We start from the raw sequence: 13,858 nt of genomic DNA on the forward strand, positions 1-13,858 counted from the left end.
GCCTCACGCAGGACACCGCGCGCCGCAGTCACCGGGCCGCACGCCGAGTCCGCCGCCCCGGCGGCCCGCCCGCCAAGGTGGCCCTGCCCCTCCTGCTGTTCGCCCTGGTCAGCTACGCGGTCGGCTTCTGGGCCCTGACCCGCGTCTGACGCCTCACGAGGCCCGAAGCCGCCGTCGCCCCACGACCGTCCACACCCCGAGCACCACCAGCACCACTGTCCCCGCGCCGATGCCACCCGCGGCGAGTGCCCTCATCGCGTCGCCGCCCCCGCCGCTCCCGCCTTCCCCGGCGGCTGCCCGGTCCTGGGCCGTGACGCCGAAGACGTTCTGCGGGACGGACTGCCCGGCGTACCCGGGGCCGTCCTGGGCCGCGCCCGTGACCCGTACCCGCAGTGTCAGTCCGAACGGCCCGGCGCCGAAGTCGTCGGCCACCGCGGTGGAGAGATGGATCGCGAGGTAGTACCAGCCGGCAAAGCGCATTCCGTTGACCTGGTCGGTGGGCGCGTAGCGGTTGGCGTAGGCGACGGGCGGCACCGGGGCCAGGGAGGCTGTGTTCTGGCTGCCGTCGTAGCCGATCTCGATGTCCTCGACGTCGGCGCGCACGGGGTTGTAGAGGGTCATCTGCAGCGCTCCGACCGCATAACCGCTGCTGTCGCCGCCGTCGTGGCTGCCCAGTTCCGCCACGGCGGACGGCTGCTGCCCCCAGTCGACCGGGACCTTGTAGAAGAGCGTCTGCCCGGGCGAGATGCCGGCGCGCCAGACGCCCTGCTGCACGGAGGTCGCCCGGGCGAACCCGGCGCCGCCCTGGCGGGTGGTGGCCTCGCCGGTGAGCGGGGAGGGGGTGGCGGAGTTCCAGGTCGTGGGCGCGCTGGTCGCGCCGGTCCGGCCGAGGCGCGGCTCGGTCGCGGTGGCCAGTTCCAGGTCCCAGGTGCCGGAGGTCGAGCCGTCGGCGTCGGCGCGCTCGACGACCACGTAGTAAGGCCCGCCGCCCTCGCACAGGGGCATGCGCGGGGACGTCGTCCGCGCGCCCCAGGCCGTGATGGGATGCGGACTGCCGGTGATCCCGAAGTTGGCGCTCTCGTAGGAGCAGGAGTTGCCCTGGGAGTTCTGCACCGAGACCTTGATGCCGTCGTTCACGGAGAGCTTGCCGTTGCCGCGCGGTACGGCGGTGACGGCGACGTAGGCGCTGGTGGAGGCGTCGGTTTCGAGGCGGTAGTAGAGCTTCGCGCCTTTGGGGAGGGAGCTGCGGTAGCTCCGGCCGGGGTCGAGGAGGGTGGCGTCCGTGGTGCCCGTCGCGCCCTTGACGGTCCGGGCGTCCGCCGCGAACGCGTAGGAGGAGTCCGCCGCCGAGGCCGGCCCCGCCGTCAGCGCCACCGAGACGCACAGCACCGCTCCGGCGGCCGCCACGCGCGCGCGTACCGGAGTCCGGCCGTGCCCCGGTCTCGCGCGCCACCACGCCGTACGCCGCCCCATCACGCGCCACCCCTCGTCGTTGCCCGGACCGTGGGACCGTCGCCCATCCTGCCCCGGGATGCGGCGCGTCATCCGGGCAACGCAAAACCCCGACCGTTCTGACGGCCGGGGTTTTTCAGAATCGGATGTCGGTGCTCACGAACCCGTGGGCACGGAGTCAGTCGCCTCCGTCCACAGATCCTGCTCGGCGCGATCCGCCTGGATCTGGCGGTACACGAGGAGCCCGCCGATGGCGGCCAGTGCGACCAGGAGAAGCTTCTTCACCGCGCGACCTCGTCTTTCCTTGACGTAGGGGACCTCTGGCGCCCGACTATACACACCGACCGATACCGATCGGTGACCTGCGTCCGGCCTCAACTCCCGGTCTCGATACCGCAGTAGGACCGGAGCCGACCGCTCCGATCTGAGGGTGATCACACCTCCACGGACGGTTACTTTGATCCCTCTTAGGGGATTCTCCGCCACTTTTCTGGATGTTTGCACCCATCCGAGTGGTGTTCATCCGAAGATCGACGCGCCACGGGCGTCGGTCCACCACTTCCCGGCCCCCATACACATCATGAGGAAAGTACGCAAATCGCCCAACCCGAAAGTGAGGGGCCATGGCCCGGAACCAGGTCATGAAGCTGTGGACCACCATCGTCACCGTCTTCCTCGCGCTGTGTGCGGCGCTCGGACTCGCGACGTCGACCGCCACCGCGGCCGTAGCGCAGTCCGAGGCGACCGGCAACACAACGAGCGGCACCGCGCACCAGGTGACGATGCCGACACCGTCCCAGCACTGGTCCTGGTTCTTCGCACGAGCCCTGCCCCCCACGATGAAGCAGCGCATCCGGGCCGAGGCCCACGGCAAGTCCCCGAGCTGCCGCCACCGTCCCCGCACGGACGCCGAAGCGAGCGCGGAGACCCTTCTGCCCGAACAGGCCGCCCCCCACTGCGCCCCGGCGGACCTCGCCACCGCTCCCCTTCAGCGCTGAGACACCGCTCCTCTTCGCTGCCGGCCGATCGTCTTCGACACCGGCCGACCCTCTTCAGAACCGAGAGTCAACGCCTCTTCCCCCAACGCCTCATCTCCCTCCCCGACGCACCCGACGTAACGGCGAACTTGCGTACACACAACCGCCTGTTGAAGACCTCCAGCCGTATGCCGGCCGGAGGTCCTCACGTCGTGGTGCACCCTTGATCGCCCCCTCCGGGCGGCCCGTAGCCTGGGCCCATGCCCCACATCCTCGTCGTCACCGCGGTCCATCCCCCATCGGCCGAGTTATTGGGGGACGCCTACAAATCTCTGTACGCCCAGGAGCTCCCCGAGGGCTGGGAGTGGCACTGGGTGGTCCAGGAGGACGGCAGGACGGACGCGGTGCGCCCCTGCGTCCCCGACGACGAGCGGGTGACCTTTGTCCAGGGGCGGCCCGGCGGTCCCGGAGTCGCCCGGACCATCGCCCTCGCGCACACCGATGCCGCGTACGTGAAAGTGCTGGACGCCGATGACCTGCTCACGGCGGGGGCGCTGGCGCGCGACCTGGCGGCTCTCGAAGCCGACCCCACCCTCGGCTGGGCGACGTCACGCGCCCTGGACCTGCTGCCGGACGGTTCGACCGTCGGCTTTGCGGACGACCCCGACGAGGGCCCCGTCGAGCGCGGGACCGTGCTCGACTTCTGGCGGGCGAACGACTTCCGCGCCCAGGTCCACCCCGCGACCCTCTTCGTCCGACGGGACCTGCTGCTTGCGCTCGGCGGGTGGATGGCCCTGCCCGCCTCCGAGGACACGGGACTGCTGCTGGCGCTGAACGGAGTGAGCCGGGGCTGGTTCACCCGCGAGCCGGGGCTGCTCTACCGCAAGTGGGAGGGACAGGTGACCGGGCAGGCGGCGCATGTGGACCCGGCCGAGCGGGCGGCGCGCATGGCGGTGGTGGAGAAGCGGGCGCGGGCTCTGGCCTCCCTCGGCTGGAGCTATTCGGCGTCCTGAGCGCCCTGGGCGCGTCCCGCCGACGCGAGCCACTGGGCGACCCGGCGCACGGTCGTCTCGTCGAGCCGGTCCACGACGGCCTCCACGGCCGCCCAGTCGTCCTGCGTGAGGTCGTAGAGTCCCGCCTTGCCCAGGCCGGCCATGATGACCTGCTGCCGGCGGTCGTCCATGCGCTCCGTGAGCCTGCTCGGCTTCTCCGGGCCGGTGGGAGGAGCCTCGGACGTCGCGGCGGGCGCCGTGCCCGTGGAGACGTCGTAGCGCTGCCAGGCTCCGTCCTTGGGGCCCCACAGGCTGACCGTCAGGTCCTCGCCACGCGCGCGTACCGTGTGCGCCATCTCGCCGAGGGCGTATTGGACGGGGGCGCGGTGGGGTGATTCCGCGCACGTCCGCCAGGAGGCCGAGGAGGGCCGGTAGGAGAGCGCGACCCAGCGCGGGGCGCCGGTCGGCTGCGGACTCTCGGGACGTGTCTCCACGGAATCACCCCTTCGGAGGCTGCACGGCAGGGCGACCATAGCTGACGACCCGTCAGATAACCAGGCCGCCCTTCCACCTGTTCTCTTCACGCCCGACATGTCACCCTGCCCGCGCCTGCGGCCCCCGCACACGTCGACAGCGGCTTCGGGGCGGGCAGGACGAGTGCACGTCCTGGACAGGAGGCGGAGATGAGCGAAGTCGAAGAGGTGGGTACGGCGAGGTCCGCGGAGTCGCTCCGCACGGCGCACCGCACCCGCGCGCGGAGCGCGTACGACCGCGCCGTGGCCGCATGCCGGCACGCCGGAGTGGACCAGTCCGACGCCGAGCTGGTGCCGAAGAGCCCCGTCGGGCGGGCCGCCCACGCCCTGAGCCTCTGTGCCCAGTCGCTTGACGCGCTCACCGCCGGCACAGCCGACCCGGCCGCCGACGCCCGCTGCGCACGGAACGCGGCCGCCACGGCCGCGCTGGCCGCTCAGGTGGCCCAAGCGGCGGACGGTGAGGGATCCCTCGGCGCGCTGCAAGCCGCTCTCGCGGCCTCGCGGGCCGCGGCGGTCGCGGCCGGCGGAGGAGCGGCGGGCCGAGACCTCGCCCTCAACGAAGCTGCCGACGAAGCCGAGGAACTCGCGGTGGTCGCGGCTTCCGAGGCGGGGTGGATGTGAAGGGGGCAGCCGGAGCCAGGCCGTGTTTCACGTGAAACATCGGCGGGCGCGTTCCCGGATGCCGCGCCGTTCGGCGCCGGTCCCTCCCCTCGTGGGGACCGGCGCCGAACGTCACGGATCTCTCGGACTCAGCCGGCCGGGTCGGCGCCACCCTCCGGTTGTCCCGACGAAAGCCGGCCGAGAACCGATGGCGCCATGTGCCGCCCCTCCGGACGCTGAGCCGATGGTCTGCGTGGACGAAGCGTGACGGGTTGGCTACCCGGTCGGGATCCTGCCAGTTCGGCGCGCCGTCGAGGAGATTCCGGTCACCTTCCGCTCCCTTAAACCGCAGGTCAGCCGTATAAAGTGAGTTTTCCGGTCCGGATGTCAAACGCGGGGGAGGTTAGGGGTGGAGGCCTTGAGTCCCGACTCAGGGGCACGTACAGCCTTCGCGGAACGGCTCGCGCTGCTGTACAAGGAGGCCGGTAATCCTCCCCTGGCGCGGGTCGCCGAGGCGGTCGTACAGCTGCAGCGGGTGGACGAGCGAGGGCGGCCCGTGCGGGTGTCCGCCCAGCGGATCAGTGACTGGCGACGGGCGAAGAACGTGCCGGCCCAGTTCGCCGCCCTCGCCGCGGTGCTGCACATCCTGATCCCCCAGGCCCGCCGAGCGCGGCCCGCTCCGGTGTCGGCGGGGCTGTACGACATGGCCCAGTGGCAGCGCCTGTGGGAGCGCGCCGTGGCCGACCCGGCCGGGGAGCGGCCCGCCACACCGACAGCCGTGGAGGAAGGACCGTCCGCCGAGGCTCCCGCCGTCACCGGGGTGTGTCCGTACCGGGGTCTGGCTTCCTATCGCGAGCAGGACGCCCGCTGGTTCTTCGGCCGGGAGCGGAGCACCGACTCCCTCGTCGACCAGCTCCGCGCGGTGGAGCGGACGGGCGGCCTGATCATGCTCGTCGGCGCTTCCGGGGCGGGGAAGTCCTCCCTGCTGCACGCCGGCCTGGTGCCCGCGCTGCAGAACGGCGTGCTGAGGGACGAGGGCATCGGCACGACGACGGTCGTCCAGTTCGTGCCGGGGGCGGACCCCCTCGGGGAGCTGACCGGACGGATACCCGAGCTCGCGGACGTTCTCGCCGCGGCGGAGGCCGGGACCGAGGAGTTCACCCGGGACGTGCGCGAGGCCGTCGCCGTCTGGGGCAAGCGGGAGAGCTCCGGCATGAGCCGCCCGGTCGTCATCGTCGACCAGTTCGAGGAGTCCTTCACCCTCTGCACGGACGAAACGGCCCGCCGCACCTTCGTGCAGACCCTGAACGCCGCCTGCTCACCCGCGGGCCCCGACGAACCGGCGCCCGTCCTCGTGGTCCTCGGCATCCGCGCCGACTTCTACGAGCAGTGCCTCTCCCATCCCGAGCTGGCCGACGCGCTGCAGCACCGGCACATGGTGCTCGGCCCGCTCACCACCGCAGAACTGCGCGAGGCGGTCACCGGCCCCGCAAAGGCCGTCGGACTGGAGCTGGAGCCGGGGCTGGCCGAATTGATCGTGCGCGAGGTGAGCGCCGACGGGCCCCGTGGGGCGCATGACGCCGGTGTGCTGCCCCTGCTGTCCCACGCCCTGCTCGCCACCTGGCAGCGGCGCAAGGCGGGGCGACTGACGCTGGCCGGCTACCGGGCGGCCGGCGGCATCCAGGGCGCGGTGGCGGCGACCGCCGAGCGCGCCTGGTCCGGCCTGGAGCCGGCGGCCCGAGCGGCCGCGCGACTGCTGCTGCTGAGGCTGGTGCGGCTGGGCGAGGACACCCAGGCCACCCGGCGCCGCGGGACCCGGCGCCAGCTGGCGCGGGAGTCGACGGACCCCGCAGCGACGGAGGAGTCGCTAGAGGCCCTGGTGCGTGCCCGGCTGGTGACCCTGGACGCGGAGACCGTCGAGATCACCCACGAGGCACTGCTGCACGCCTGGCCGCGGCTGCGGGACTGGATCGACGAGGACCGGAACGGCAACCTGCTGCGCCAACAGCTGGAGGAGGACGGCCGGGCCTGGGAGGCCTCCGCCCGGGACTCCTCACTGCTGTACCGGGGCTCCCGGCTGGAGCAGGCCCGCGGCTGGGCCGGATCGGCGGGTGACACCTTCCTGACCCGCAGCGCGGTGGACTTCCTCGCCGCCTCCGTGCGGCTGCGCAAGCGCACCCTGCTGATCAGCCGCGCCGCCGTCTCGGCACTGGTCGTGCTCGCCGTCGTGGCCGTTGGCTCCGCCGTCGTCGCCCGGCAGCAGCGCGACGACGCCGTCTTCCAGCAGGTGCTCGCCGAGGCCGACCGCGTCCAGGCCGCGGACCCCTCGCTGTCGGCTCAGCTCGACCTGGTCGCCCACCGGCTGCGCGGAGACGACGCGGGTACGAGCAATCGCCTGATCTCCATCGTGAACGCGCCCCTGGCCACACCGCTCCTCGGCCACACCGGCGCCGTCTACCTGACCACCTTCAGCCCGGACGGACGGCTGCTGGCCACCGCCAGCTACGACCACACGGTCCGGCTGTGGGACGTCAGCGACCGGACCCGGCCCAAGCCGCTCGGCAAGCCCCTCACCGGTCACACGAGCTGGGTGAGCAGCGCAGTCTTCAGCCCGGACGGCCGCACACTGGCAAGCGCGGGCGACGACGGCACCGTACGGCTGTGGGACGTCAGCGACCCGCGCCACCCGCGCTCCCTGGGCCCGCCGGTGACGGGACACGACGGCACGATCTTCCTGGCCGCCTTCAGCCCCGACGGGCACACGCTGGCCACCGCCGACGAGGACCACACCGTACGGCTGTGGAACGTGACCGACCCTCGCCGCCCTGTCTCGCTCACCACGCTGAAGGGGCATACCGACTCGGTTCGTTCGATCGCGTTCAGCCGGGACGGCAGGACCCTGGCGTCCGGCGGCGACGACGACACGGTCCGCCTGTGGGACGTCAGCGACCCGCGGGATCCGCGCTCCGTGGGCACGCCCCTCACCGGCCACACCCAGACCGTGCACTCCGTCGCCTTCAGCCCCGACGGCAGGACGCTGGCCAGCGGCAGCTCGGACGACACGGTCCGGATGTGGAACGTCGCCGACCGGGAGCACCCGAGCTCCCTCGGTGAGCCTCTGATCGGCCACACCGGCCCTGTGTGGTCCGTGGCCTTCAGTCCGGACGGCTCGATGATCGCGGCGGGCAGCGCGGACAGCACGGCGAGCCTGTGGAACGTCAGCAATCCCGCCTACCCCTCGCAGGTCGGCGAGCCGCTGGCGGGCAGCAGCGGTGAGATGTACGCCGTCGGCTTCAGCCCCGACGGGCGGACGCTGGCCACCGGCAGCGGTGACAGCAAGGTCCGTCTGTGGTCGATACCGGCGTCGGACATGATCGGCCGGATCGGGGCGTTCAGCCGGGACGGGAAGGTGCTGGCCACCGCCGCGGAGGACGGCAGGATCCGGCTGTGGAACGTGACCGAGCCGGCGCGCCCCGTGGCGCTGGGCGATCCCTTCGCGACCAAGGACCGCACCCCTCGCTCGATGGTGTTCTCCCCCGACGACCGCACCCTCATCGCGCTGACGGGGACCACGAACTCGGTCGAGCTGTGGGACGTCGCCGATCCCGCGCGCCCCGTCCCGTACGGCCCCGCCGTCGAACTGCTGACCCGGTACGCCGGCGCCGACGCGCTGGCCCTCAGCCCCGACGGGCGCACGCTGGCGGTCGACCACGACGACCGGACCATCCAGTTGCTCGACATCGGCGACCCGGCCCACCCCCGCCGACTGGGCAAGCCCCTCACCGGCCACACCGGCTACGTCAACGCCCTCGCCTACAGCCCCGACGGCCGCACCCTGGCCAGCGGCAGCGCGGACGGCACCGTACGCCTGTGGAACGTCACCGACCCCCATCGGCCGCGCCTGACGGGCTCTCCGCTCACCGGTCACCTCGGCCCGGTCAACACGCTCGCCTACAGCCCGGACGGCCACACCCTGGCCAGTGGCAGCGACGACGACACGGTCCGCCTGTGGAACGTCACCGACCCGTCCCGGGCGAGGATCCTGGGCTCCCCGCTCACCGGCCACACCGAGGCGGTGGTGTCCCTGACGTTCAGCCGGGACGGCCGCACCCTGGCGAGCGGCGGCAACGACAACACCGTGCGGCTGTGGAACGTCGCCGACCCTGCGGACGCGGCGCCCATCGGCCAGTCGATGAGCCCGAACGCCAAGACCGGCAACTTCCTTGCCTTCAGCCCCAGAAGCCACCTTCTCGGCGTCTCCAGCGGCGCCGACACCGTGCGCCTGTGGAACCTCGACGTCGACAGCGCCGTACGCCACATCTGCTCCACCACCAGAGGCGTACTGACACCGCAGAAGTGGCACGAGTACCTGCCGCGGCTGTCGTACGACCCTCCGTGCGCGGAGGACTGACGGCGGAACCCGGTGATCCGGATCACAACTCTCGGTTCGCCCTGAACAGTTGGCTCCCGCCGGACAACCGACCTTGTTACCCTTGGCCATAGCCCGACCGCTGGTGCATCCCCCGTCGCCAGCGGTCGGGCGTTTTCGTACCCGCCGCCGGTCGGTGTCGTCCGGGCACGCGTTGGTGTCACCCGGAGACGCGAAAGACCCCCGGCCCGAACGGACTGGGGGTCTTTTGGCTGGTGGGGCTAACAGGATTTGAACCTGTGGCCTCATCCTTATCAGGTCGATCATGTGGGGTCGTGGACGTCGGTCAACTCGCTCTGGGCCTCGCTGAACCGTTCGCCTGCGTCCGCCGCTGGCCGCCGCTGTCCGCCCCTGTTGATGTCAGCCGTTGATGTCAGCGAAGAGGGGCGCTCTTGACAAACCCAACTCAGCGTACTAGCCGCCCACTTCCTCAACCAACCACCCTCCCCAGCTTCCATCCCGTCCGCCGTCGACCCACACGCATGTGGAGCGGGCGTGGTTCATGGCGTCCAGGTGGAGCGCGCCACTGTACGAACGACCTGGACGCCATGGGCCGCGTCTGCTCGGCTTCGCCTGGGTCGACGGTGGACGGGATGGAAGCTCCCCGCGCACGCCACTACGGACCCGCACCCGCGTACGGCGCCCCCTCCATCCCGGTGCCGGCCGATCCCCCGCCGGAGGCATCGTCTTGACCGTGGGCCGCGCTATGCGGTGATCGCCTCATGGCCACCGGCCCTATCCACATGTGGGCGCGCGTCGGCGCAGCGCGGGCGGAGCGGGCCGGAGGCAGGAGCGGCGCCCGCAGCGGAGCCGGGAGCGCGCCCGGCGGAGCGGAGCGCAGCCGGGGCTTGATGAGGTAGAGAAACCTGTAACAACTCGCGCTGGCCTACGCGTCGAAGTCGTATTCCAGGATGTAGGAGGCGGCATCGAGCGTCATCTCGTTGATCTCGACGGGGCGTCCTTCGTCCGCGAACGCGGTCCGGCAGATGAGAATGACCGGCGTACCTGCGGAGATGCTCAACTGTTCCGCCTCGCCCTTCGTGGGCATGCGTGAGCGGATCTCCTCGCGAAAGTGCACTGGCTTGTGCCCAAGTTCGGCAAGACGGGCATACGTCCCACCTGGCCCCGTGTCTGCCTGAGTGATCGCCGACCCTGCCACCACCGACGTGGGTAGATAACTCGTTGCAAGAAGAACGGGCTTCCCGTCCAGAACGAACCGCCGTCGCCTCACACACACGGTGTCCTCGTCGCTGAGTTCGAGGACCTGCCGGATGTGTTCGGGTGCGGCCTCCTCGGACACCGTCACCTGATCCACGACGAGTGCGCGGTTCTCGATGTCGGCAGACCAGATGGATCGGCCGCTACCCCATTGCTCCTGCGCAAGTCGCTGGATGCCTCGTCGCCTGAGAGGGCGGAAAGATCGCACGAAGACACCAGCGCCCTTGCGGGACTCGGCGATGCCCTCGTCCTTCAGCACGCTAAGCGCCTGACGAGCCGTCATGCGGGCTACGCCATGGGCAGCCATGAGGTCGTTCTCTCCCGGAAGCCGATCACCGGGACTGTACTCGCCCGACCGGATCGCCTCGCGTAGAGAGTCCGCAATCCGCTGGTACTTCGGCCGACGGTCGTCGTCGGTGGTGGTCATTCGGGAGCCCTCCCTTCTTCTCTAGACAGCCTAGGCCATACATGCGGGCCATGCCCTCTCGTGTAGCCGCGATCTCGACTCCTCAACATCTCTAGACAGATTCTCTTGACGTCTCTAGAGACGTGTGTCTTACTGGACATGTCTAGAGAGGTTCCACAACCGGTGGCCTCCGTGAACTGAGGGATGAACTCATGCCGTCGTTCAAGATCGACGTTTCGACTGCTGTGGTGTTCGTGGCGACCGCGCCGACGCCGAAGCTCGCGAACGTCAAGACCGGTGAGCGGGCCATGGACCGAGAGACCGGTGCGGCTCTGTCGACCGTGGGCCTGCTGGTCTCGGATGAGGGGGAGGGGAACCTGTACCAGGTGACCATCCCGGAGACGGGTTACCCGGAGGGTCTGGCGCCGGGTATGCCGGTCAGGGTCATCGGCCTGAAGGCGCGTGACTGGGAGAACGAGTTCAACGGCCAGAAGCGGCACGGGATCTCGTTCCGTGCGGTCGCGATCACTCCGGCGGCCTGACCATGGCCGACCTGACGATGTGGCTGGAGGCCACGGGAGCTCTGGCTGGTGCCGGTGGTCTCGGCTACGCGAAGGTACGGGCGCCGCGCGTGTACTGGTCGTTGGTCGGGATGCCGGTGACCTGGGGACGCTTCACCTTCTCCTACCGCTCCACGATGGACGTGTGCGGACTGACGGTGCAGCCGTCGGGTCTGCGGGCGTTCATGACCCGCAACGTAGCCCGCCGTGAGGTTCAGCCGGTCCCGCCGAAGATCCGCCGGGTCCGTGGCACGTCCACCGGGCTGCGGGTCACCCTGCGGCTTCCGGCTGGTCTGGAGCCCGCCGACGTGATCGCCTCATCGGAGCGGCTCCGGCATGCCTGGGGCGTCCACTCCGTGACCGTGGTTGAGACGAAGCCCGGTTTCGTTGAACTGCGGATGACCGGCTATGACGTGCTGCGCCGGGTGCGGATGCCCCGCAAGGCCCGCCCGCATGGCATGGCTGTTCCGGTCGCGGTGCGGGAGGACGGGACTGCGTTCGAGCGGGACTACCGCAAGGCGCCGATGGCGCTCACTCTGGGCGCGAACCACTCCGGCAAGTCGATGTATCAGCGCAATCTGATCAAGGGGCTGGCGCAACTGCCGGTGGCTCTGGTTGGGATCGATTGCAAGCGTGGGGTGGAACAGTCAGCCTTCGCGCCCCGCCTGTCCGCACTGGTCACCACGCCCGACGATGCCGCCTCACTGCTCGGGGTGCTGGTTGCGGAGATGGAAGACCGCTTCGACCTGCTGAGCCGTCACGGCGTCTCGGACCTGTGGGAACTGCCCGCTGATGTGCGACCGGTGCCGGTGGTCGTGCTGGTCGATGAGGTGGCGGAACTGTTCTTGATCTCCTCCAAGAAGGATGAGGAGCGCCGGGAGCGGATCGTCACCGCGTTGATCCGGCTGGCGCAGATGGCCCGCGCGATCGGCATCTACCTGGAGATCTGCGGCCAGCGCTTCGGCTCCGACCTGGGCAAAGGCGCCACCATGCTCCGCGCTCAGCTCACCGGCCGTGTAGTGCATCGCGTCAACGACAAGCAGACCGCCGAAATGGGCCTGGCCGACGTGGCCCCGGACGCCGTGCCAGCCGCGAGCCTGATCCCGATGTCCCGCCCCGGAACCGCTGTCGCGGCGGACTCGACCGGCGGCTGGTCGAAGATCCGCACCCCGAACACCAGCCGCGATGAGGTCGTAGCGGTCTGCCGGGAGTTCGCCCACCTGGTCCCGGAACTGCCGTTCCTCGACCCGTTCCGCCCCTACGTGCCCGCGCCTGCGCCGACGGCCGGTCCCTCGCTGGTCAAGCCCCGCCCGGTCACCGAGTAACCCCCATCGCACCCCGGTCGGCGCGACCGCTTCGCGCCAGGTCCCTACCCGAGTCATGCCGAAAACCGGAAGGAGGGCACCACCGATGGCCACACCCGAAACCGACACCCGCACGGCCGAAACGAAGGACTGCCCGGTCTGCCACGGCACCGGCGAGGTCGCCCGCACCGTCCGCGTGGGCCGCAAGCGCCGCGCCGTTGGCGAACAGTCCGGCATCTGCCTGAACTGCCTGGGCACCGGCGCCCAACCCCACCCCGGATGAGTGAACGGCACAACTGCCCCTGTTCTGACCTGCAAGGAGGTGAAAACCATGTCCCGTTCCATCCGCCTCGACGCCGTGCTCGTACAGGCCATCATCGCGGGCGCGCTCTCCTTCGCCCACCTGCACGACCTGGCCGAAGCCGCCGGGCAGACCGGCTGGAAGGCCTGGGCCTACCCTGTCTCGGTCGACCTGCTTCTGGTCGCTGCCTGGCGTCGGCTACGCACGGCTCGCCGCGACCGCTCTGCCTGGATCTGGTTCGTCATCGCCCTGTTCGCCTCGCTGGGTGCGAACATCGCGACCGCCGGACTCCTCGACCTGACCGACGTGCCCGCCTGGCTGTGCATTCTCGTGGCGGGCTGGCCCGCCCTGGCCTTCCTCGGCGGAACCCTCCTGGTGCACTCACCCGCCGACCCCGCTGGTCCTGCACAGGCTGTGGACGAACCGGCCGCGCCGGAAGTCGAGATGCACCGCACCGACGAACCCGTCCCCGCCTCGGCTGTGCCGGAACTGACCCCCGCACGGCCACAGCCCGCTCCCGCCGTTCCGGGCGCCCTGCTGGACCACGCCCGGAAGATCGCCGACGCCCACCGGGCCTCCACGGGCGCCCCGATGTCCGCGGACGCCCTGTCGGCGCGGCTTCAACTGCCCGCCCCGATGGCCGACGCCATCGCCGCCGAACTCCAACTCACCTGAGACGAGAGGAGAAACGCCCGTGACCGCCTACCGCCGCTTCCGCAACGTGATCCGCATCGGCCCCGTGCAGGTCGCCACCGCCTACGACGGCCGTGGCCGCGACAAGCACACCGCCGCCTGCACCGCCCCCGGCTGCGGCTTCGCCGCCGACTACGACACCCGCGCTGGCGCCGAACTCGCCGCCCGCACCCACCGCTGCAAGGCCTGACAGGAGATCCCGCCATGGACGTACCGCTCTGGCTCGCCCTGCTCGTCGTCGGATGGCTCGGCGTCAAGCTCGCCCGCCCGCCGTGGTGGCTGGTCGCCGTGCTCCTGGTCGGCGGCTACCTCGTCGCCGGAAGCTTCCTCGCCCCCGCCCTCTCCACCGTCCTCAAGTAGAAGGGAAACCGCCCCGTGTTCACGCCCAAGTAC

General features: G+C 70.9%; 14 protein-coding genes. 10 read left to right on the plus strand and 4 right to left on the minus strand.

Annotation, left to right across the window (positions count from 1 at the left end):
• Positions 1–153 precede the first annotated feature (153 nt).
• Together GRC12_RS32320 and GRC12_RS32325 are read right to left on the minus strand one after the other, a co-directional pair.
• Complete coding sequence (locus GRC12_RS32320) at positions 154–1,407, minus strand: hypothetical protein (RefSeq protein ID WP_308286686.1); 1,254 nt, start codon at positions 1,405–1,407, stop codon at positions 154–156.
• 201 nt (positions 1,408–1,608) lie between these two features.
• Positions 1,609–1,737 carry a DLW-39 family protein gene (locus GRC12_RS32325; protein ID WP_003999697.1) on the minus strand — a complete coding sequence of 43 codons (129 nt, stop codon included), beginning with the start codon at positions 1,735–1,737 and terminating at the stop codon, positions 1,609–1,611.
• 338 nt (positions 1,738–2,075) lie between these two features.
• Here GRC12_RS32325 and GRC12_RS32330 point away from each other — a divergent pair, with 338 nt between their 5' ends.
• Positions 2,076–2,450 (plus strand): DUF6344 domain-containing protein, encoded by a 375-nt coding sequence (locus GRC12_RS32330; protein WP_244374106.1) that lies wholly within the window; start codon positions 2,076–2,078, stop codon positions 2,448–2,450.
• 239 nt (positions 2,451–2,689) lie between these two features.
• Positions 2,690–3,442 carry a glycosyltransferase family 2 protein gene (locus GRC12_RS32335; protein WP_208783105.1) on the plus strand — a complete coding sequence of 251 codons (753 nt, stop codon included), beginning with the start codon at positions 2,690–2,692 and terminating at the stop codon, positions 3,440–3,442.
• On the opposite strand, the gene GRC12_RS32340 is transcribed toward GRC12_RS32335, so the two are convergent.
• The gene (locus tag GRC12_RS32340; protein ID WP_308286687.1) at positions 3,427–3,915 is read right to left on the minus strand and encodes a hypothetical protein; all 489 of its coding nucleotides are present in this window, start codon (positions 3,913–3,915) and stop codon (positions 3,427–3,429) included. The genes GRC12_RS32335 and GRC12_RS32340 overlap by 16 nt on opposite strands.
• 189 nt (positions 3,916–4,104) lie before the next feature.
• On the opposite strand from GRC12_RS32340, the gene GRC12_RS32345 reads away from it, so the two are divergent.
• Together GRC12_RS32345 and GRC12_RS32350 are read left to right on the plus strand one after the other, a co-directional pair.
• Positions 4,105–4,575, plus strand: coding sequence for a hypothetical protein (locus GRC12_RS32345; RefSeq protein ID WP_208783108.1), 471 nt, complete (start codon positions 4,105–4,107; stop codon positions 4,573–4,575).
• Between the two features lie 388 nt (positions 4,576–4,963).
• Positions 4,964–8,965 carry an nSTAND1 domain-containing NTPase gene (locus GRC12_RS32350; RefSeq protein ID WP_208783110.1) on the plus strand — a complete coding sequence of 1,334 codons (4,002 nt, stop codon included), beginning with the start codon at positions 4,964–4,966 and terminating at the stop codon, positions 8,963–8,965.
• A 904-nt stretch (positions 8,966–9,869) separates the two neighbouring features.
• Here GRC12_RS32350 and GRC12_RS32355 read toward each other — a convergent pair.
• Positions 9,870–10,628: a GntR family transcriptional regulator gene (locus GRC12_RS32355; RefSeq protein WP_208783112.1), complete on the minus strand. Its 759-nt coding sequence runs from the start codon at positions 10,626–10,628 to the stop codon at positions 9,870–9,872.
• A gap of 191 nt (positions 10,629–10,819) precedes the next feature.
• On the opposite strand from GRC12_RS32355, the gene GRC12_RS32360 reads away from it, so the two are divergent.
• The 6 genes from GRC12_RS32360 to GRC12_RS32385 all read left to right on the plus strand — a co-directional run bounded on the left by GRC12_RS32360 (position 10,820) and on the right by GRC12_RS32385 (position 13,825).
• Positions 10,820–11,149: an SCO3933 family regulatory protein gene (locus GRC12_RS32360; protein ID WP_208783114.1), complete on the plus strand. Its 330-nt coding sequence runs from the start codon at positions 10,820–10,822 to the stop codon at positions 11,147–11,149.
• Positions 11,150–11,151: 2 nt separating this feature from the next.
• Positions 11,152–12,492, plus strand: a complete 1,341-nt coding sequence (locus tag GRC12_RS32365) for an FtsK/SpoIIIE domain-containing protein (RefSeq protein ID WP_208783116.1) — start codon at positions 11,152–11,154, stop codon at positions 12,490–12,492.
• 85 nt (positions 12,493–12,577) lie between these two features.
• On the plus strand, positions 12,578–12,754 hold the full coding sequence (locus tag GRC12_RS32370; RefSeq protein WP_208783118.1) for a hypothetical protein: 177 nt from the start codon (positions 12,578–12,580) through the stop codon (positions 12,752–12,754).
• A 48-nt stretch (positions 12,755–12,802) separates the two neighbouring features.
• On the plus strand, positions 12,803–13,447 hold the full coding sequence (locus GRC12_RS32375; RefSeq protein WP_208783120.1) for a DUF2637 domain-containing protein: 645 nt from the start codon (positions 12,803–12,805) through the stop codon (positions 13,445–13,447).
• Between the two features lie 19 nt (positions 13,448–13,466).
• The gene (locus tag GRC12_RS32380) at positions 13,467–13,655 is read left to right on the plus strand and encodes a mobile element transfer protein (protein ID WP_208783122.1); all 189 of its coding nucleotides are present in this window, start codon (positions 13,467–13,469) and stop codon (positions 13,653–13,655) included.
• A 14-nt stretch (positions 13,656–13,669) separates the two neighbouring features.
• Entirely contained in the window at positions 13,670–13,825 is a 156-nt protein-coding gene (locus tag GRC12_RS32385; RefSeq protein ID WP_208783124.1) for a hypothetical protein, read from the plus strand.
• Positions 13,826–13,858 lie beyond the last annotated feature (33 nt).

Origin of the sequence: Streptomyces griseorubiginosus (assembly GCF_017614965.1) — a bacterium.
GTDB lineage: Bacteria > Actinomycetota > Actinomycetes > Streptomycetales > Streptomycetaceae > Streptomyces > Streptomyces griseorubiginosus_B.